This is a genomic window from Aeromonas sp. 25-248 (genome assembly GCF_053005425.1).
In genome coordinates this window covers 92,267-111,872 of the sequence record NZ_JBRKTB010000011.1, presented here as the reverse complement: position 1 = coordinate 111,872, position 19,606 = coordinate 92,267, and the positions used below count along the sequence as shown (strand labels likewise).

Genomic DNA, 19,606 nt, shown 5'->3' with positions numbered 1-19,606 from the left:
CGACCACGCAGCAAGACAAAAATGGGGCCCTCGGCCCCATTATTCATCACGGCAGATCAGTTGCAGCTCGCCGCGCCCTGATCGACCCAGACGGCGGCCTTGCCGGGTTCATCGCCCTTGGTCCAGTACTGGGCCTTCCACTTGCGGCCGTTGTGGCTGGTGACATCACCGCCGTTGTAGACCACTCCGGCATCCCAACCCAGTTGCACCTGGCTCACCAGTTTCCACTGATCAGCGGTGCGGCTCGGCTCGTTGCCCTGGGTCCAATACTTGGCCTGCCACACCAGTTGCTTGTGGCTCACCTTGTCATTGGTGTTGTAGACGGTACCTGCACTCCAGGCCGGGTGGTTGGCTGCATCCGGATCGCTGGCCTCGCAGCCACCACCTGTACTGGCCGGCTTGACGGTCAGGCGGGTAACGGCTGTGGCATCCAGCGCCCCGTCGGTGACCACCAGGGTCAGATCGTATGCCGTGTCACTGGTCACGTTCGAGCCCGTGACCACCAGGGTCGCGCTGTCCAGACCGGTGGCGCTAAGACCGGCCGGCACTGTCCACTGATAGCTCAAGGCATCACCATTGGGGTCGGAAGCGGTGGCCTTGATGCTCACCTGCTTGCCGGCCTCGACGGTCGCACTGGCCGGTACGCTGACCACGGGGGGCAGGTTCGGCTGCGGCGCCTTGTTGGTGACCACCACCTGATCCTTGGCCGAGAGCCCCTGATCGTCGGTCACGGTCAGCTCGAACACCAGATTGATGTCGCTGCTGACGGCATCCAGTACCACACGGGCCTTGGCCTGGGTGGCATCCAGCAGGCTGGCCTGGGGTCCGGAGACCTGTTTCCAGCTGTAGGTCAGCGCCCCGTTTTCCGGATCGTGGGAGGCACTGCCGTTGAGGGTCACCTCGGCCGGGCCGGTGGCACTCAGATCGCTGCCGGCATTGGCAACCGGCGGCTTGTTGACCGGCGGCAGCGTACCCTCGCCGTGGCCCAGCCCCTCGTGCATGGCGTTGAGGATGTCGCCGTTGTCCGCATCAATTTCCCAGGCGAACAGACCGCCGAGCTGGTTCGCCAGCACGTACTGCCCCTTGGCCTTGACCGAGCGGTCGTTGTCGAAGGTAATGAGGTCACCACTGCTGGCCTTGAAGACATAGGGGGCCTCGGCCGACTCGTCATAGCCCTGCTCCCAGCCTGCGCCCATGCGGTTGTTGACGATGTCGCGGTAATCCACCACGCCATTTTCCCAGGTACCGCTCACCGGTCCGGTGGCGGTGCCGGTGAAGGGGTTGCCGGCCTGGTAGTTCTTCACTCCGGTCCAACCACGGCCATACATGGCCGCCCCCACCACAATCTTGCCCGGTGTCACCCCCTGACCCAGCAGCGCCTTGACGCCCTTGTCGGTGGTGTACTTGGTGGCCGGATCCCAGCTGGAGGCAAAGAGGTTGGTCTGGTGGGCCAGATTCGTCAGGTCGAAGGCGCCGCTGAAGTCGTAGCTCATCAGGAAGATGTGGTCCATGTACTGCTGGGCCGCCTGATAATCCACCTTGGCAATCTTGTCACCGCCGGCGCTGATGGCCGAGGTCAGCTCATACTGGCGGCCGGTCTCGGCTTCCAGTTCATCGAGCATGGCTCGCAACTCCTTCATCAGCACCACATAGGTGGCGCCGTCATTCGGGCCGCCCAGGCTGGGGTTGGCCCCCTGTCCGCCCGGGAACTCCCAGTCGATGTCCACGCCGTCGAAGAATTTCCAGGTCTGCAGGAACTCTTTGACCGAGGCGACGAAGGTATCGCGCTTGGTCTTGTCACCCAGGAAATAGAAGGGATCGGAGAGGGTCCATCCACCGACAGACGGCAGGATCTTGAGGTCCGGGTGGGCCTGTTTGAGGGCCATCAGGTTGCCGAAGTTGCCCTTGTAGGGCTCATCCCAGGCGCTGAGGTTGCCCTGGGACATCTGGATCGCCGCCCAGGGATCATGGATGGAGACCTTGAAGTCTTCGCGGCCCGCACAGGAGCGCTGCAACGCCTCGAAGCTGCCGGAGATCTCTTTAAGGCTGTCGTTGATGCCGTTGCCACCGCAGATGGGGGTGAAGCCGTAGAGAATATGGGTCAGGTTCTGGGCCGGGATCTTGTCCACGGTGAACTTGCGACCATAGACACCCCACTCCACGTAGTAGGCCCCCACCACCTTGCCGGACTTGTTGGCGTAGGGCTTGTTGTTCTCCTTGAGGGGCGCATTGAGCGGCGCCAGGTGGCTGCCGTCGGTATCGGCGACCATCAGCTCCTTCTTGTCGGAGAGGGTGCAGCCATCGGCGTTGCACAGGGCCACCTGCATCTGGTAACGCCCCCCTTTGGTGACCTTGAAGTTGGCGGTACCCGCGGCGGAGGCCGGGCCTGACCACACCTCCTTGCCGTCGAGCAGTACCTTGGCGGTCTGTCCGACGTCACCGGACCAGAGGTTCCAGGTCACGCTGACGGGAGCGCCATCCTTGTGGACGGTCACCAGCTGGTTGTAGGCCGAAGCAGCCTGATTGACTTCAACGATGGCAAACTTGGTGGGGCCGGAGCCAATGGTGGGTTTGCCCGGGGCAGCGGCGAAGGCGGAGGTAGTGCAAAGCCCCCCGACCAGAAGCGCCAGCAGGGAAAGTTTTGGACTTAACATATTTGAACTTCCTTATTTCGTTATTGGAATTAACAACGAAAAAGGCAACGCAACCTGCCAGGTAACGCAGACAACATCGCAACCATGGCTTGGCCCATGGACGATACAACCTGTGGTGGCCCCGCTATCCTAGGTACGCAGACCCTTAGACCGGAAGCTTTGCGTCCCGGACTTTCATCCGGTTTGCCTTTTTGCACAACTTGATTTGCGACAAAAATAATCGCCGAATGACTATAGAGGAGAGTCGCCCGGGTGCCACCTGCCAAAAGTGACACCCAACAAGACTCAATTATCACCAAACTCGGCAAATGGCGACGAAAGAGGCACCATCATCGCCGATCATGGCGCCTGGATGGCATCAAAAAAATGTTCAGCCAATGCTGGATTCTGTGAGACCAGTCACTGAACCGGCATCAGTAGGCTGTTCATCAGGGCGCGCAGCTTGAGAGGTTTGACCGGTTTGCTCACGTAGCCAAAGCCGTGCTCACGGATCTGTGCCTGCAACTCGCTCTTGCGATCCGCACTGATGATGATGCCGCCGATACCGTTGCCATGGGCCAGCCTGATCATGTGCAACGCCTGCAACCCGGTCTTGCCGTCATCCAGGTGATAGTCCGACAGCACCAGCGCAGGCAGGAAGCCGCCGCCGATGATCTCTTCCGCCTGCTCCAGGCTCTGGGCACAGCGCACCTCGCAGCCCCAGCGTCCCAGCAGCGAGGCCATGGCGATGAGGATATCCTCCTCGTTGTCGATGCAGAGGATCCTGACCCCTTCCAGCTGGCTGTCTCGCAGGGCCGGGGTCGTCACCTGGCTGGGGATGACGGGCCGGGTCGCGAGGTTCAGGGTGATGGCAAAGACGGACCCCGCTCCGGGCCAGCTGCGCAGGGAGAGCTGATGACCCAGCACCAGCGAAATGCCGCGGGCGATGGCGAGCCCGAGGCCAAGCCCCTGCTCCCTGGCGGTGCGGGAGTGATCGAGGCGGGAAAACTCGTCGAAGATCGCCTCCTGCTTGCCCTCCGGGATGCCGGGGCCGTTGTCCCACACCTCGATGCGCACCTTCTCCCCCATGCGGCGACAGCCGAGCAGCACCCGACCGCCGGGGTTGTAGCGAAATGCGTTGGTGAGGAAGTTCTGCAACACCCGCCGCAGCAAGCGCACATCGCTGTAGACCGCAAGGCGGCTCTCCACCACGGAGAACTGGATCCCACCGGCCTGGGCCAGCACGCCGAATTCCGCCTTGAGATTGTCCAGCACATCGCTCAGGGCGAAATCGAGCTTCTTCGCCTTGAACTTGCCCGCCTCGAGGCGCGAGATGTCCAGCAGATCCGTGATGAGATCCTCGGTCGCCCCCAGGGCGTCGTCGATGTGGCGAGCGATACGGGCCGGTTCGTCCTCCGGGGGCAGCATCTCCAGCAAGGAGGAGGTAAAGAGCTTGGCCGCGTTCAGCGGCTGGGTCAGGTCGTGGCTCACCGCCGCAAGGAACCGGCTCTTGGACTGGTTGGCCCGCTCCACCTGCTGGTTTACCAGCAGCAGTTGGCGGTTGAGTTCGGAGAGCTCGTGGGTGCGCTCGGCCACCCGCGCCTCCAGGTGCTCGTTCGCTTCCCGCAGCACCCGCTCCGCCGCCCTGAACGGGGTGATGTCGGTGAAGGTCATGACAAAGCCCCCCGCAGGCATGGGGTTGCCCTGCATCTCGATGACCCGGCCATCGGGACGCTCCCGCGCCGAGACATGGGGGCTGCCACGCTTCATGAAGGCAACCCGCCGCGCTACCTGGGCCTCGATGTCTCCCTGGCCGCACAACCCCTGTCCGGCGTTGTAGCGGATGATCTCCTCGATGGAACGGCCCACCTGAATGAGACCGGGGGGATAGGAGAACAGCTCGATGTAGCGTCGGTTCCAGGCCACCAGCCTGAGCTCCCTGTCCACCACGGAGATCCCCTGCCCCATGTGTTCGATTGCCCCCTGCAACAGGCCGCGGTTGAAGCGGAACATGTCGGAGGCCTCGTCCACTATGGTGGCGATCTCCTCGAGCTGCATGTTGCGTCCCTGCAGGGCGGAGGCCAGCACCAGGCGGGCGGACGAGGTACCGAATACCCCCGCCAGCAGTCGCTCCGTGTGGGCGATGAGCTCGGCGGAGGCCTGCATCTGGGGCGCCAGGGTGCCTCCCCGTTCGCCCGCGAAGCGGCCGAAGGCCCGCTTGACGCGGCTGGAACCGACGAAGCGGGCCGCCAGCATCTCCAGCTCCTTCACCGAGACCCGCGCATGATAAAGCGCCGAGGTATCCCGGCTCGTCTTGCCGACGAAGTTGGCTGCCTGCAGCCGCTCACTCACCGCCGCCCGTGACAGCAGGGAGCCCGCCACATAGCCGGCGAGGTTGAGCAGAAGACTCAGGAAGAGGCACCAGGCCCCCAGGCTCAGATCCCGCACCGCCGGCCAGTCTGGGGGCGCCAGCAGGGCTTCGAGAGGGGAGCCAGCCAGCAGTCCGCTCTCCGCCAGCAGGGTCACGAACCAGAGGCTGACCCCGAGGGCGAGCCCGAGATAGACGCCCTTGCGATTGCCATGACGCCAGTACAGGCCGAGCAGCAGGGCCGGTGCGAACTGGGCCACGGCCCCGAACGAGAGATAGCCGATGCGCGACAGACTGGTGAGATCCCCGAGCCAGAGATAGAGCGCCCAGGCCGCCAGCAAAATCAGCAAGATGGCCCCCCGACGCACCTGCAGCAGCAACCGCATCAGGCGCTCGTCCCGCCCCTGTTGCCAGACCCGGCGCAGCAGGACCGGCAACACCAGATCGTTGCTCACCATGATGGCCAGGGCGATGGTGCAGACGATCACCATGCCGGTGGCCGCCGAGGTGCCGCCGAGAAATGCCAGCATCGCCATGCCGTCGAATCCGAGGGACATGGGGAGGCTTATCACATAGGTGTCCGAGGCCATATCTGCCCCGACCCACTGCTTGCCTGCCAGCGCCAGCGGCCAGATGAAGAGCCCCATCAGGAAGAGATAGAGGGGGAAGATCCAGCGGGCCCAGTGCAGATCCTGCCCCTGGTTGTTCTCCACCACGGTCACGTGAAACTGGCGCGGCAGGCAGATGACGGCGCACATGGCGATCAGGGTGTAGATGGCGAGCTCCAGCAGACTGCCCGGCGTCACCGCCACCACCGCATCGAGGAAGTCGCCCGCCACCAGAGTACGCGCCTCGCTCGGTCTGGCGATGATGAGCCAGAGCGCAAAGCCCCCCACCGCCATGAAGGCGAGCAGCTTGACCACGGACTCGAAGGCGATGGCCACCACCATGCCCCTGTGGTGCTCGGTGGCATCCAGGTTGCGGGTGCCGAATAGAATGCTGAACAGGGCCAGCAGCAGGGTGACCCCCAGCGCCAGCTCCGCCATGTTGCTGGTGGGACTGACCCCCGTGCTGTTGGCCATCAGCAGATCGAGCCCGGTGACGATCGCCTTGAGCTGTAGCACCAGATAGGGAAGTATCCCCATGACGGCGATGAGGCTGATCACCATGGCCAGGCGCTGGGACTTGCCATAACGGGCGGCAATGAAATCGGCGATGGAGGTGATGTGCTCGCGCTTGGCCACCAGGATGAGGCGGGCCAGCAGGCGCCAGCCAAACAGAAACACCAGCATGGGGCCCAGGTAGATGGGCACCGGCGACCAGGGGGATTCGCTGGCCTGGCCCACGGTGCCGAAGAAGGTCCAGGAGGTGCAATAGACCGCCAGCGACAGGCTGTAGAGCAGAGGCTGCCCCTTGGGGCGACGGCGCTTGTTCTTGTCCGCCACATAGGCGATGAGGAACAGCAAGCCCAGATAGGCGAGCGACAACCCGATCAGCAGCCATCCTTGGTGCATCTCTCTACTTCCCTTGTCCAGATAAGTCGGAGGCCTGCCGCGCCAGAGACCGGCAGACCTGTGTCATCGGCCCTGTTCAGGGCTCTCTTCACGCAGCCGCAACACGAAGACCGGCAGCACTACCAGCACCATGATAAAGAAGATGCCGCCTCCCAGCGGCTCGAACAGCACGCCGCAGATCGCCATCAGGGCCGCCACCGTCATGCCAAGGCCCAGGGCCGCATAGAGCGCCTGGGTGGGGATCTGCTGCTCCGCGGGCAACTGGCGGGTCATGAAGCGGATGGCGCCGAGGTGACTGACGCAGAAGGTGACCCCGTGCAGCAGCTGGCCGAGCACCAGCACCGCCAGGTCGGTAGAACTGCCGAGCAGCACCCAGCGCACCACGCAGCCAAGGGCCCCTACCAGAAACAGGGTCTGGGCGCCGAAGCGCTGGAGGAAGCGCTTGTCCGCGGCGAACATGGCGATCTCCGCCACCACTCCCAGAGCCCAGAGATACCCGATCAGGGTGCCGCTGTAGCCGGCGCTCTTCCAGTAGATGGCGCTGAAACCGTAGTAGGCCGCGTGGCTCCCCTGCAGCAGGGCGGTGATGAGCAGGAAGCGGCGCACCGGGGCCGACCTGAGCGTGACGAGCAGCGAGGCCTTGGCCCGCTCCCCTTGCAGCTCCTGGGGGGCGGGTCGCAGCGGCAGCAGGCTGAGCCCCAGCATGATCAGCAACCCGGCCACCATGGTGTGCAGCACCCAGTCGCTGCCAAAGTTGCCCACCAGGGCCCCCACCAGGGTGGAGGCGACGATAAAGGCAAAGGAGCCGCACAGCCGCACCTTGCCGTAGTCGAGGTGGGTCTGAACCACCATGCGGGTGGCAAGCGCCTCTCCCATGGGCATCAGGGTCGGGTAGATGAAGTTGGCCGCGAGGGTCAGCACCACCAGCCACCAGAGGCTGTGGCCCAGATAGAAACCGAGGAAGGCCAGCAGACTCAGCAGACAGAGCAGCCGGGTGACGGGCAGCAACTGGCCGGCCCCCTTGACTCGCCCCATCACCATCAGGTTGCCGGCAAAGCGGATGGCCATGCCCACCCCCAGCAACAGCCCTATCTGTTCAGTACTCACCCCGATGCCTTCCAGCCAGAGCGACCAGAACGGCAGGTAGGCGCCATAAACGAAGTAGAAGGCGCCAAAAAACAGGGCTAACCAGGAGAACGCGGGCATAGAGGCTCGGGCTGCATGACAAGGGGCACAAATGATAACCGATTTCGGGACGGGGATCCCCAGGCGGCATGACAGATAAAAACCATAAATATCAATAAAGTTGAACCTTTGTCACATCCCCCTGTCTATTGGGTAACACCGCTTCCTGATGAGTGTTGCAATCCTTCCACCCGCCCCTAGCGGGTTTCTTTTTTGCAGACGCCGACCTTCATGACAAAAGGGGCCCGAGGGCCCCTTTTCCTTCATGCTGGTCGACGACCATCAGAACACGTACTTGACCCGTGCACTGAGGTTGCGGCCAGGCTCGGTCTGCTTGCTGGTATCCGCGGTGGCGGCAAGGCCGGTGATGCTTTCGTAGCTCACGTACTCCTTGTCAAACAGGTTGAACACCCCCACGTTGAGCTGCAGGTCCTGCACCGGCTTGAACTGGGCATAGAGATCCACCACTCCCCAGCCTGCGCTCTTGATGTTGTCGTTGCCTCGCGCATCCTTGCCCACCTTGTCCATGTCGTCGGCAAAGCGCAATGCGGTGTTGATGTTCCAGTTCGGCTGCTCCAGACGCACCCCGACGCTGCCGTTCAGGGGGCTCAGGCTGTTGATGTAGTTGCCCTCGCCATCCTTGCCCTCGATGTAGGCCAGGTTGCCCCAGACGTTGACCAGCTCGTTCAACCAGTAGTCCGCCTTGGCCTCGGCCCCCTTGGTGGTCGCCTTGTCCAGGTTCTGGTACTGATAGAGGGCGGTACGGCCTTCGGTGCCCACGGCCGTCAGCTCGATGAAGTCGTCGAACTTGTTGTAGAAGGTGGCCACTTCATAGCTGAACCCGCCACGGCTGCCGCGCACCCCCAGATCGATGCCGTCGCTGCTCTCTGGCTTGAGGTTCGGGTTGGGCTCGATGCGATAGCCATACGCCTGGTGGTTCAGGGTGGAGAAGGCGTTGTCATACATGGGCGCCTTGAAGCCGTGGCTGTACTGGGCGAACAGGTTCGCCGCCTCGTGCGCCTTGAATACCAGCCCCAGCTTGGGAGAGAACTCCCCTTCGGAGATCTTCTTCATGTTCTCGCCGGTGTAGGCGGGATCCTCGTCCGGGGTCATCTTGTAGTAGTCGTAACGCACGCCCGGGGTCAGCACCCAACGCTCGCCGAACTTGATCTCGTCAAAGGCCCAGAGCGCACTGCGCTCGCTGGTGGTGGAGGGGAAGCTCAGCTCGTTGTAGCCGACGAAGTCACCCGGAACGGTCGGCCCCTTGAAGCGGGTACGCTCGTTGTCGGTATGCTCGTATTCCAGGCCCCAGGCCAGACGCTGGCTGGCGAGCGCCTTGTTGAACTTCACCTGGGCGCCCAGGCTCTCCTGCTCGAAACCGTTGTGATCCAGGGAGTTCTTGGTCACATAGGGGTTGCCCGGCATGACCGGATACTTGGACGAAGCGTACTGATCCAGGGTCTGCTTGGCGCGGCTGTAGTAGATCTTGCTGTCCACGCGATCCGCCCAGGGGGCGTTCAGGGTGAGGCCATGATCCAGTACCAGGGAGAGGTTGTCGGTCTCCTTGTCGGTAATGGGCTGGTTGAAGACGGAGCCCGCCTTGGTCAGATCGATGGCATCCGGATCCTGCCCCTCGGTGAAGTAATCCACCGTCAGTTTCAGGAACTGATCATCGGAGAGATTCCACTTGCTCTTGAACAGCACGGCCTGGCTGACGATGTCGAACTCGTTCTTGTCGCCGTCATAATTCTGGGTGACACCGCCATCGCGCCATGTGTAGCGCAGCAGGTTCTCGACTTCCCCGGTGCGCAGCGCCCCCGTGATGCCGGCCATTCTCTGGTGGCTGCTGGAGGCATAACCCGTGGTCGCATCCAGATAGCTGTCGCGGCCCTTGAGGAAGTCGCCAGCATCCTTGGTGGTGATGGCAATGACGCCTCCCAGAGCATCGGAACCGTAAGCGGCGGAGGCCGGCCCTTTGGCCACTTCCACCTGCTTGATCATGTCGGTGTCGAAGTAGGTCTGACCCACGCCGCCATTCTTGTAGGCATCGTTCTGGCGCACACCGTCCTGCACCACCTTGACCCGGTTTTCGCTCATGCCGCGAATGGTGAAGGTCTGGGCATCTCCAGCGCCTCCCTGCACGCTCACCCCGGGCTCATAGCGGAACAGATCGGCGACGTTGCTGACGACCTGCTCTTCAATCTGCGCCGAGGTAATGACGGCGATGGGACCGGAAACATCTTCCAGCTTCTGTTCCATCCGGGAGCCGCTGACGACCATGACTTCATCGGCTTTCTTGTCTGCGGCGAAAGCGGGGGAGATCAGCCCGGCCGCCACGGCGAGGGCTATCAGGGAGGGGGTGTTGTTGTGCGCCACTGCAAAGTCCTTATTGAGAATTATTATCAAGCGGGAGGCATATTACCCCGCCAGAGACAAAGATCAATAATAAAGTGAATCATTCTCATTTCACTTTATCATCATTCCCCCTTACACTGGCGCCACTTTTTCGCTCGCCATGCCGCCATCCCATGGTGCAGCCTTTTCCCATCCCCTGTTTCTTGAGTGAGTAACCATGATCCGACGACTCCCCCTGCTCGCCCTGCCCCTGCTGCTGGTCGCCTGTGCCACCACGCCGCAGAACACCCCACCCGAGACCCTCTATGACGCACGGCTCGATACGGCCCAGGGGCAGGCGTTGACCTTCGAGCAGGCGGTGGCCCGGGTGGCGGATGCCGACATCGTGCTGGTGGGGGAACTTCACACTCACCCGGCCATCCATCTGTTGCAGGCCCGTCTGCTGGCGGGGCTTGACGAGACGTCGCAGGCAGATGGCCGGGCCCTGGTACTCTCCATGGAGCAGTTCAGCCGCGCCGATCAGCCGGTGCTGGATGCCTACCTGGCCGGACGCATCGGCGAATCGGCCCTCATTCGAGATGGCCATGCCTGGCCCAACTACCAGAGTGATTACCGCCCTCTGGTGGAGTTCGCCAAGGCGCAGCACCTGCCAGTGATTGCCGCCAATGCCCCCAAACCTCTGGTGAGCTGCGTCGGTCAGGAGGGATCGGCCTGGCTCGACAAACTGCCGGCCAATCGCCGCAGCCAGCTTGCCCGCGAGCTGACTCTGGGGGATGACGGCTACCGCCAGAAGTTCATGGCTTCCATGCACCATGGGGATGCGGACGGCAACGCCCGTCGCTTCGCCGCCCAGACCAGCTGGGACGACACCATGGCCGAAAGCATGGTGGATTATCTGGGCAAGCATCCCGGCAGGCGCATCATGCATATCGCCGGCAACTTCCACGTGGAAGGGGGGCTCGGGATCGCCAGTCGCATCGCCAGCCGCAATCCGGCACTCAAGGTGGCACTCATCGTGCCGCAAACCGGTGACGAGACAGCCCCCGGGAGAGACGCAGACGTCAGGGTCCAGATCGCTCCCCTGCCGGAACGCTGGCTAAATGCAAAGGAAATGAAGCAAGATATGGGCGCACTGCATCAATCCCGAAGCCGTGACTGCAGCCAATGGTTGCAACCCTCAAAATAGCCCAAGGATTTCATATGGATGTGTTACTCGTCATCGACATGCAACAGGGGTTGTTCGATAACCCCCGCCATCAGGATGCCCAGGTCATCGCCAACATCAATCGTCTGGCCGATCGCGTGCGGGGCCAACACGGACGGGTCATCTATGTGCAACACGACGAACCGGGTTCCGAGCTGGAACCTGGCAGTGCGGGCTGGCAACTGCACGCCGATCTGGCCCCGTCTCCCCACGACAGCCGGGTGCGCAAGACTGCCTGTGACAGCTTCCTCGACACCGAGCTCGGCTTCCTGCTGGCAGAGCAGTCGGTAGACAGACTGCTCATCTGCGGCTGTGCCACCGACTTTTGCGTCGATACCACGTTGCGCAGCGCCGCCGCCAGGGGCTTTGACGCCTTTGCGGTGACCGACGCCCATACCACGGCGGACAGGCCGCACCTGAGTGCGGAGCAGATCATCCAGCACCACCACTTCATGTGGCGGCATCTGAGCCTGCCTCAAGGCAGAAGCGTGACCCTGCTCACGACGGATGAGCTGCTGGCCACCATTCAACCCGAGCGGGCGTGTTAAGCTGCCCGTCCTGATGTGAACACCCGATTGGAGTCTTGTGTGCGTCTACTCTCTGCCGTTGCCCTCACGCTGCTGTTACCGGCGCTCACCGCCTGCTCCGGCTTGCCGGGGGCAGCACCCGATGGCCCGGCCCCCCTGTTCCACACCCATATCAGCGACGACGGGAGCAAGCGCTTCACCTTCGAGGCCGCCCCTCTCGACGTCCTGCCCACCCGGTTGCAGGAGGGAGATGACAACCGGCTGAGCCGCCGCGACAAGAGCCTGCTGGAACGCCGGGAAGCCCTGCAGGACGAGCAGCTCACCCAGATGCTGGCCACGCGCAAGTATTGCCGAAGCGGCTATATCGTCCTCAGCCAGACCTCCTGGAAGATCCGCGGGGAATGCAACGAGAGCGCCACCCAGGCCGATCGCGATGCCTTCCCCAACCAGGCAGGCTGGCAAGAGTAACCCGGGACATAACAACAAAATGGGCAGCCCAGGCTGCCCGTTTTCTCATCTCGCTAACTGTCCCCTCAAACGGGTTCATCCGCCGGGCTGGTCAGCTCGGCGCCATTGTCGATGCGTTTGTGCCCTTCCACCAGGTGAACGAAGTCCACCAGTTCGTCGCCGGAGACACGGAACGCCTGACCGAATCCCTTGACGAACAGTCCCTGCTCGGGCTTGAGCCTAAACAGCACGAAGTCCTTGAGGTTGGAGAGCCCTTTGACTATCTCGCCGAAGCGCCCTTCCAGCGCCGCAACGGCCTTCTCCCAGCGTGCGTCGTCGCGGGCCACCACCTCGGCGACCGCATCGAAGGTCAGACGCTTGCGGGCAAACAGCTCGCGGGCACCGGTTTCGTCCTCAATCAGCATCAGCGATACCTTGGGCACCTGTTGCAGGTTGCGGGCGTGGCGAGCTATCTCGGAGATGAGCACGTAGTATCCATCTTCCTGCAGCACGAAGGGGGCATAGCTGGCATTGGGGTTGCCTTCGCCATCCACAGTGGCGAGCTGCAGGGTACGGCAACCGTCGCGGAACTCGCGGATCTCCGGTTGCAGACGGTTTTGCAGGCGCTCCTGACGTTCACTCATGCTTTCACTTCCTCTTGATACTGACGGCGCAGGGCCATGAAACGCTCCACCTGCTCAGGCAGCAGTTGACGCTGCTCGTCCCGGCCCAGGTAGATCTTGAAAATGCAGCGGCCACTGTGGCCGAAGAACTGGAAGGAGTGCCCCTCCTTGCCCATGAAGAGCTTGCTGACCAGGGCGATGCCCGCCACGTTATCGAGCTTGAGGTGGCCGTGCAGCTCCCCGTCCCGCCCCATCAGGTTGTAGTAGCCGCGCGCGTTCTTGCCCTTGGGGAAGGGAGCCTTCACCTCGAAGATGGAGCCATCGGATTCGACGATGGTGGTCACCTGACCCCAGCTGGCCAGGTTCGCCAGCAGGGCTTCGGCCTCCCCGGCCGGCACTTGCGTCATCAGGGCGGCAGGCAGATGGCGTACCACCTCCCACTCGCTGACGGCCAGCTCGGTGGCGAGGGTGGACGGGTGGGCGCTGGGGTCTTGCTCCAGCAGCGCGTGAATGCGTTGTGCAATGCTCATCGGTTCTCCCTGGATAATCTGGCGATGGTGCTCGGTGTCGCGGCGGATACTGTAATAAAGCGCCCCAAGTAACGCAATTGATAATCGCTTTCATTCTCAGTGCATTTTGATGGGCGACTTGATATTCTCGGCGGCAACCCTATTTCATTCACCCTTCGGAGGTTCGCATGGGCCGTCGTTTTGCCCTCGCATTCAGCCTGCTCGGCTGTGCCCTTTCCCTCTCTTCCCCATCCGTCATGGCGGGGGAGCGTATCGTCAGCATAGGCCCGGCCACCACGGAACTCATCCTGGCGCTGGGGGGCGAGCAGAGCCTGGTCGCCACCGATGTCAGCAGTCCGGAGCCCAGAGGTGTGCCCAAGGTCGGCTATCACCGCGCCCTCGCTGCCGAAGGGATCCTGAGTCTCTCTCCGACCCTGGTGGTCGGCAGCGACGAGATGGGCCCGAACAGCACGCTTGATCAGTTGCGCCGTGCCAACGTCAAGGTCGAGGTCATGGCCACAGCCCCGACGCTGGCCAACCTCAACGAGCGTATCGACACCCTGGCCCATCTCCTGGGTGACCAGGCGGCAGGGAGCAAGCTCAAGGAGGAAATTGCCGCCCAGAGCGACACCCTGGCGGCGCAGGCTAAGCAGAACAAGCCCCTCAAGGTCGCCTTCCTGCTGCTGCACAAGGGTCAGCCCACCAGCATCGCCGGTGGCAACACCACCGCCAGCGCCCTCGTCACCCTGGCGGGCGGCGTCAATCCGGTGGCTGGGCTCCACGACTACAAGCCCGTCTCCACCGAATCCCTCATCGAGCTGCAACCTGATCTGGTGCTGGTGAGCGGCCGCGACTGGCAGCAGTATCAGGATCCCGACGCCGTTCTGAGCCAGGTGCCCGCCCTGTCAGCCACCCCGGCAGGCAAGAACAAGGCCATCCACGCCATCGACGGACATGCCCTGCAAGGGGGCCTCAGCCTTCGTTCCCTGCAACAGGCGAACCAGATCGCCCAGTGGATCAAGCAGGGTTCCTGATGCGCCTGCCTCTGCCCTGGCTACTCGCCCTGACCGGCTGCGCGCTGGCGTTGCTGCTGGTCGGGTCCCTCGCGACCGGCCCCATGTCCCTCTCCCTTGGTGAGAGCCTGCGCGCCCTGTTTGCCGGACCACAGAGCGGGATTGAGACTCACAAATTATTGATCGTGCAGGAGATCCGTCTGCCACGAACCCTGCTCTGCATCGCCGTGGGGGGCATTCTCGGCCTCTGCGGCGCCGTCATGCAGGGACTGTTTCGCAACCCCCTGGCAGACCCCGGCATCATAGGGGTGTCGGGTGGGGCGGCACTCGGCGCGGCCCTGGCCATCGTGCTGCTCGCCCCGTTGGGCTCGCACCTGCAGAGCCTGCTCGGCCTGGGGTTGCTGCCCCTGCTCGCCTTTCTCGGCGGAGCCCTCACCACCACCCTCGTCTATCTGCTGGGTACCCGAGAAGGGGGCACCTCGGTCACCGTGATGCTGCTGGCCGGGGTGGCCATCACGGCGCTCTCCGGCGCCGTCATCGGACTGCTCACCTATCTCGCCGACGATCAGATGCTGCGCAACCTGAGCCTGTGGCAGATGGGCTCCCTGGCGGCAGGCAAGCCGGTCGATGTGACGCTGGCGCTGCTGACCCTGGCCGCTTTGCTGCTGTTGTTCATGCGCGATGCCAATCCCCTCAACGCCCTGCTGCTGGGAGAGGGAGAGGCACGGCATCTGGGGGTAAACGTGCAGACGCTGAAGCGTCGCCTCATCCTGCTCACCGCTGCCGGTGTCGGCGTGGCGGTAGCCGTGGCGGGCATGATCGGCTTTGTCGGCCTGGTGGTTCCCCATCTGGTGCGGCTGCTGGCCGGTCCCAACCATGTCCGCCTGTTGCCGCTGTCTGCCCTGTTGGGGGCTGGCCTGCTGCTGGGGGCCGACATGCTGGCACGCACCCTGCTCGCTCCGGCCGAGCTGCCCGTCGGCATCATCACCGCCCTGCTGGGGGCCCCCTTCTTCATCTGGCTCTTGGTCAAGAGCCGCCGAACCCTGTAACAGGAGATCGCCACCTTGCCCGGATCCCCCTCCCCCCTGCTCAGTTGCCGGGGTCTTCGCCTCAGTCGTGGCAACCGGCTTATCCTGGACAGCCTGGATCTCGACCTGCATGCCGGCAGCCTGACCGCCCTGCTCGGCCCCAACGGGGCGGGCAAAAGCTCACTGCTCAAGTGCCTGACCGGCGAGCTGGAACATGAAGGGGAGATCCACCTGTTCGGCCAGACACGCAGGGGGTGGGCCGACAACGCTCTGGCACACCGGGTCGGTGTGCTGCCGCAAAGCTCCTCCTTGAGCTTCCCCTTCCTGTGCGAAGAGGTGGTGGCCATGGGCCGGCTGCCCCACAGCGAGCCTGCCAGCCGGCGCGACGAGATAGTCCGTGCCGCCATGACCCACGCCGGGGTCGACCATCTGGCGAACCGCCTCTATCCCGGTCTCTCCGGCGGGGAGCGTCAACGGGTGCAGTTCGCCCGGGTGCTGGCCCAGATCTGGCAGGCCCCGGAGGAACCGCAGCAAGCGCGGCTGCTGCTGCTGGACGAGCCCACCTCTGCGCTGGATCTCAAATACCAGCACCAGTTGCTCGCCATGGCCCGGGCGCTGGCCGGTCGCAACACCGCCGTGCTGGTGGTGTTGCACGACCTCAATCTGGCAGCCCGCTACGCCGATAGGCTGGTGATGCTGGAGCAGGGCAGGCTGATGGCTGACGGCAGCGCAGGCGAGGTGCTGACCCCGGCGCTCATCGCGCGACTCTACGACTACCCCGCACAGGTGATCCACCACCCCGAGAGCGGCGTCCCCATGGTGGTGTGACACCCGGGGGCAGATAGCAACAGAGCGCCATCAGGCGCTCTGTCTTTTTGCGGTATCCAGCCTTGGGCTGACCAGCAGGGCAATCCCCACGGGCACATCAGGCTATCTGGTAGCGCCCCGGCTTGTGATTGAGTGTCAACACCAGATTACAGATGATGGCTGCCACCACGGAAAGCGCCAGCAGCCAGGGGGAGACCACGAAGAAAGAGGCGACGACGATGGCGCAATCCAGCCCCATTTGCAGCTTGCCTGCCCGCACACCCCATCTGTCCTGAATGAAGAGCGCCAGAATGTTGAAGCCCCCCAGGCTCGCCTTGTGGCGGAACATGATGAGCAGTCCCATGCCGATCAGGGTGCCGCCGATCAGCGCCGCATAGACGGGTTCGATCTTGCCGATTTGCAGCACGGCGTTGAGGTGATCCGTCATGAAGGAGACTGTGGCCACGGCGGCAAAGGTATTGAGGGTGAAGCGCGGCCCCATTCTGAGCCAGGCCAGGGCATAGAAAGGCAGGTTCATGGCGAAGAACAGCAGGCCGAAGCTGATGCCGGTCACCTGTTGCAGCAGCAGCGCCAGGCCGGCGGTGCCACCGGTGAGCAGGCCGACCTGATGGAACAGGAAGATGCCGAGGGAAACGAAGCCTGCTGCGGTCAGCAAGGCGAGCACATCCTCATAGAGCGGGTGCGCAGAGCGTGAAGTGTTGTCCATAACCAGGTATCCAGTCGCGAAGCAAGAGAGTGTTGGCCGCCCGTCGGGCGGAGCGAGCCCCGTTAACCGGGGCTTCGTTATGCCGACAGTCTCCAATTTGAGTGAGATGGATCACAAGTCCCGCCCTTCACGCGCCAAAATGGTGCGCGTCATCCAGGCGTTACAATCCTTGCACCAAAATGTCCCACACTCACCGCCGGCCTGATGCTGAAAAACCTGAAACGGGCCGCTGCCCCCGCGCCCGAATCGTTCTAGAATGAGTCGCTTGTCACTGCCAGCGGAACAACAGCGGATGAGAGTCACCGTATTCGGAATAGGTTATGTCGGGTTGGTTCAGGCCGCCGTACTGGCGGAGATGGGTCACAAGGTGGCCTGCGTGGATGTGGATGCCGACAAGGTCGCGGGCCTGAAAGAGGGGCGCATTCCCCTCTTCGAGCCCGGTCTCGCCCCCCTGGTGCAGCGCAACCATCAGGCCGGTCGCCTGATCTTCACCACAGACCCGGCCCGGGCGGTGGAGTTTGCCGAGCTTATCTTCATCGCGGTCGGAACGCCGCCGGACGAGGACGGGTCTGCCGACCTCCATCAGGTAATGACGGTGGCGGACACCATAGGCCGCCTGATGCAAGGGGGCAAGGTGGTGGTCAACAAGAGCACTGTGCCTGTCGGCACCGCCAGCCGGGTACGGCGACACATTGCGGAGCGCCTCGCCGACCGTGGTCTCGACCTTCCGCTCGACGTGGTCTCCAACCCCGAATTTCTCAAGGAGGGCGCCGCCGTCGCCGACTGCCTGCGGCCGGATCGCATCATCATCGGCACCGACTCCGATCACGCCTTCTCCCTGCTGGAGGAGCTCTACGCCCCCTTCAACCGCAAGCGAGACCGCATCCTGCGGATGGATGCACGCAGCGCCGAACTGACCAAGTACGCCGCCAACGCCATGCTGGCGACCCGCATCTCCTTCATGAACGAGATGGCCACCCTGGCCGAAGCCCTGGGCGCCGATATCGAGGAGGTGCGCAAGGGTATCGGTGCCGATCCGCGCATCGGCCACCACTTCATCTACCCAGGCTGCGGTTATGGCGGATCCTGCTTCCCCAAGGATGTCAGGGCGCTGATCCACACCGCGAAGGAGGCGGGGTGCGAGACCCCCCTGCTGCGCTCGGTGGAGCAGGTCAACGAGGCGCAGAAGCACAGGCTCATGACCCGGCTGCACCACCATTTTGGTGCCAGTCTGTCGGGGCGCACCTTCGCGTTATGGGGACTCGCCTTCAAACCCAATACCGACGACATGCGCGAAGCCCCGAGCAGGGTGCTGATGGAGGCGATCTGGGCGGCAGGAGGCAAGGTGCAGGCGTTCGACCCCGAGGCCATGACCGAGGCCGCCCGCCTCTATGGCCAGCGGGCAGATTTGCTCCTGTGCGACACCCAGGAAGCCGCCCTTCAGGGGGCCGATGCCCTGCTCGTCTGCACCGAGTGGCAACAGTTCCGCGCACCGGATTTCGACCTGCTTCGCCAGACCCTGAAGCAGGCCATCATCTTCGACGGCCGCAACCTCTATGATCCGGCCCGTCTACGCCAGCGCGGTTTCACCTACTATGCCATCGGCCGTGGCGACAGCCTGGCTCATCAGGAGGAGCGATGAAGTACCTCGTCACCGGCGCCGCCGGGTTTATCGGATTTCATGTGGCGCGCAGGCTCTGTGGCGACGGCCATCAGGTGGTGGGGATAGACAACCTCAACGACTACTACGCGGTGAGTCTCAAGGAGGCGCGCCTCGCCCTGCTCACGCCTCTACCCGGCTTTCGCTTCGAACACCTCGATCTCGCGGACCGCGCGGCCATGGCCTCGCTCTTTGCCCACGAGCAGTTTGACCGGGTGATCCATCTGGGGGCCCAGGCCGGGGTGCGCTACTCCCTGGACAACCCCTTCGCCTACGCCGACAGCAACCTCACCGGCCACCTTACCGTGCTGGAGGGGTGTCGCCAGACCCGGGTGCAACATCTGGTCTATGCCTCCTCCAGCTCGGTCTACGGGCTGAACGAACAGATGCCGTTCAAGCCGTCCGATGGGGCGGATCATCCCGTCTCCCTCTATGCGGCGAGCAAGAAGGCGGGGGAGCTGATGACCCACTCCTACTCCCATCTCTACGGCCTGCCCACCACCGGGCTGCGCTTTTTCACCGTCTACGGCCCCTGGGGCCGGCCCGACATGGCCCTGTTCAAGTTCGTGCGCGCCATCCTGAACGGCGACCCCATCGACCTCTACAACCAGGGCCAGCTCAGCCGGGATTTCACCCATGTCGACGACATCGTCGAGGGGATAGTGCGCATCGCAGACAGCCCCCCCGCGGGCGATGCCCACTGGCAGGGGGCCCCGGACGCCAGCCCGGCCCCCTATCGCCTCTTCAACATCGGCAACGGCAGCCCGGTCAGGCTGCTGGACTTCGTGGATGCCATCGAGTCGGCCCTCGGCAAACGGGCCATCCGCAACATGCTGCCCATGCAGCCCGGCGACGTGCTCGCCACCTGGGCCGACACCCGCTCGCTGTTCGACGCCACGGGCTATCGCCCCCGTGTCGGGCTCAAGGAAGGGGTAGACAGCTTTGTCCGCTGGTATCGGGACTACTACCGGGTCTGAGCCAAACGAGGTGGCAGGGTCCCCTGGCT

The 19,606-nt window shown here is 63.6% G+C and carries 15 protein-coding genes and 1 riboswitch; of the genes, 8 read left to right on the top strand and 7 right to left on the bottom strand.

Going from position 1 to position 19,606, the window contains the following annotated elements:
* Positions 1-56: 56 nt before the first annotated feature.
* From ACVDHI_RS15475 to ACVDHI_RS15460, 4 genes are all read right to left on the bottom strand, one after another.
* On the bottom strand, positions 57-2,654 hold the full coding sequence (locus ACVDHI_RS15475; protein WP_043152616.1) for a glycosyl hydrolase family 18 protein: 2,598 nt from the start codon (positions 2,652-2,654) through the stop codon (positions 57-59).
* 111 nt (positions 2,655-2,765) lie between these two features.
* A riboswitch (cyclic di-GMP riboswitch) is annotated at positions 2,766-2,852 on the bottom strand.
* 201 nt (positions 2,853-3,053) lie between these two features.
* Positions 3,054-6,515 (bottom strand): hybrid sensor histidine kinase/response regulator, encoded by a 3,462-nt coding sequence (locus ACVDHI_RS15470; protein WP_010673234.1) that lies wholly within the window; start codon positions 6,513-6,515, stop codon positions 3,054-3,056.
* Positions 6,516-6,578: 63 nt separating this feature from the next.
* Positions 6,579-7,721, bottom strand: coding sequence for a 3-phenylpropionate MFS transporter (locus tag ACVDHI_RS15465; RefSeq protein ID WP_210600401.1), 1,143 nt, complete (start codon positions 7,719-7,721; stop codon positions 6,579-6,581).
* 261 nt (positions 7,722-7,982) lie between these two features.
* The gene (locus tag ACVDHI_RS15460) at positions 7,983-10,076 is read right to left on the bottom strand and encodes a TonB-dependent hemoglobin/transferrin/lactoferrin family receptor (protein ID WP_324062757.1); all 2,094 of its coding nucleotides are present in this window, start codon (positions 10,074-10,076) and stop codon (positions 7,983-7,985) included.
* Between the two features lie 196 nt (positions 10,077-10,272).
* On the opposite strand from ACVDHI_RS15460, the gene ACVDHI_RS15455 reads away from it, so the two are divergent.
* Genes ACVDHI_RS15455 through ACVDHI_RS15445 form a run of 3 tightly spaced genes read left to right on the top strand, consistent with a single transcriptional unit; the run spans position 10,273 to position 12,254 of the window.
* Entirely contained in the window at positions 10,273-11,241 is a 969-nt protein-coding gene (locus ACVDHI_RS15455; RefSeq protein WP_324062755.1) for a ChaN family lipoprotein, read from the top strand.
* Between the two features lie 14 nt (positions 11,242-11,255).
* Positions 11,256-11,807 carry a cysteine hydrolase family protein gene (locus ACVDHI_RS15450; protein ID WP_039040040.1) on the top strand — a complete coding sequence of 184 codons (552 nt, stop codon included), beginning with the start codon at positions 11,256-11,258 and terminating at the stop codon, positions 11,805-11,807.
* 39 nt (positions 11,808-11,846) lie between these two features.
* Positions 11,847-12,254, top strand: coding sequence for a hypothetical protein (locus ACVDHI_RS15445; RefSeq protein WP_041211184.1), 408 nt, complete (start codon positions 11,847-11,849; stop codon positions 12,252-12,254).
* Between the two features lie 65 nt (positions 12,255-12,319).
* On the opposite strand, the gene hutZ is transcribed toward ACVDHI_RS15445, so the two are convergent.
* Complete coding sequence (gene hutZ / locus ACVDHI_RS15440; RefSeq protein WP_010673228.1) at positions 12,320-12,877, bottom strand: heme utilization protein HutZ; 558 nt, start codon at positions 12,875-12,877, stop codon at positions 12,320-12,322.
* Positions 12,874-13,386, bottom strand: coding sequence for a heme utilization cystosolic carrier protein HutX (gene hutX / locus ACVDHI_RS15435; RefSeq protein WP_042881286.1), 513 nt, complete (start codon positions 13,384-13,386; stop codon positions 12,874-12,876). Before hutX ends, hutZ begins: the two co-directional genes overlap by 4 nt.
* 167 nt (positions 13,387-13,553) lie before the next feature.
* On the opposite strand from hutX, the gene ACVDHI_RS15430 reads away from it, so the two are divergent.
* Genes ACVDHI_RS15430 through ACVDHI_RS15420 form a run of 3 tightly spaced genes read left to right on the top strand, consistent with a single transcriptional unit; the run spans position 13,554 to position 16,234 of the window.
* Entirely contained in the window at positions 13,554-14,399 is an 846-nt protein-coding gene (locus tag ACVDHI_RS15430) for a heme/hemin ABC transporter substrate-binding protein (protein WP_103260746.1), read from the top strand.
* Positions 14,396-15,427 carry a FecCD family ABC transporter permease gene (locus tag ACVDHI_RS15425; protein ID WP_324062792.1) on the top strand — a complete coding sequence of 344 codons (1,032 nt, stop codon included), beginning with the start codon at positions 14,396-14,398 and terminating at the stop codon, positions 15,425-15,427. Before ACVDHI_RS15430 ends, ACVDHI_RS15425 begins: the two co-directional genes overlap by 4 nt.
* Positions 15,428-15,442: 15 nt before the next feature.
* The gene (locus ACVDHI_RS15420) at positions 15,443-16,234 is read left to right on the top strand and encodes a heme ABC transporter ATP-binding protein (RefSeq protein ID WP_042016790.1); all 792 of its coding nucleotides are present in this window, start codon (positions 15,443-15,445) and stop codon (positions 16,232-16,234) included.
* A 97-nt stretch (positions 16,235-16,331) separates the two neighbouring features.
* Here ACVDHI_RS15420 and ACVDHI_RS15415 read toward each other — a convergent pair whose 3' ends face one another.
* Complete coding sequence (locus ACVDHI_RS15415) at positions 16,332-16,940, bottom strand: YitT family protein (RefSeq protein ID WP_039040037.1); 609 nt, start codon at positions 16,938-16,940, stop codon at positions 16,332-16,334.
* 292 nt (positions 16,941-17,232) lie between these two features.
* Between ACVDHI_RS15415 and ACVDHI_RS15410 the strand changes: the two genes are divergently transcribed.
* A complete protein-coding gene (locus ACVDHI_RS15410; protein ID WP_324033463.1) occupies positions 17,233-18,582 on the top strand; it encodes a UDP-glucose dehydrogenase family protein in 1,350 nt (449 codons plus the stop codon).
* Positions 18,579-19,577, top strand: a complete 999-nt coding sequence (locus tag ACVDHI_RS15405; protein WP_324062753.1) for an NAD-dependent epimerase — start codon at positions 18,579-18,581, stop codon at positions 19,575-19,577. The genes ACVDHI_RS15410 and ACVDHI_RS15405 overlap by 4 nt, the downstream gene beginning before the upstream one ends.
* Positions 19,578-19,606 lie beyond the last annotated feature (29 nt).

Bases quoted from the DNA above. Each gene is read 5' to 3' on its own strand.
- hutZ (WP_010673228.1), bottom strand. From the start codon at position 12,877: ATGAGTGAACGTCAGGAGCGCCTGCAAAACCGTCTGCAACCGGAGATC.
- ACVDHI_RS15410 (WP_324033463.1), top strand. From the start codon at position 17,233: ATGAGAGTCACCGTATTCGGAATAGGTTATGTCGGGTTGGTTCAGGCC.
- ACVDHI_RS15470 (WP_010673234.1), bottom strand. From the start codon at position 6,515: ATGCACCAAGGATGGCTGCTGATCGGGTTGTCGCTCGCCTATCTGGGC.
- ACVDHI_RS15415 (WP_039040037.1), bottom strand. From the start codon at position 16,940: ATGGACAACACTTCACGCTCTGCGCACCCGCTCTATGAGGATGTGCTC.
- ACVDHI_RS15465 (WP_210600401.1), bottom strand. From the start codon at position 7,721: ATGCCCGCGTTCTCCTGGTTAGCCCTGTTTTTTGGCGCCTTCTACTTC.
- ACVDHI_RS15455 (WP_324062755.1), top strand. From the start codon at position 10,273: ATGATCCGACGACTCCCCCTGCTCGCCCTGCCCCTGCTGCTGGTCGCC.
- hutX (WP_042881286.1), bottom strand. From the start codon at position 13,386: ATGAGCATTGCACAACGCATTCACGCGCTGCTGGAGCAAGACCCCAGC.
- ACVDHI_RS15430 (WP_103260746.1), top strand. From the start codon at position 13,554: ATGGGCCGTCGTTTTGCCCTCGCATTCAGCCTGCTCGGCTGTGCCCTT.
- ACVDHI_RS15475 (WP_043152616.1), bottom strand. From the start codon at position 2,654: ATGTTAAGTCCAAAACTTTCCCTGCTGGCGCTTCTGGTCGGGGGGCTT.
- ACVDHI_RS15405 (WP_324062753.1), top strand. From the start codon at position 18,579: ATGAAGTACCTCGTCACCGGCGCCGCCGGGTTTATCGGATTTCATGTG.
- ACVDHI_RS15450 (WP_039040040.1), top strand. From the start codon at position 11,256: ATGGATGTGTTACTCGTCATCGACATGCAACAGGGGTTGTTCGATAAC.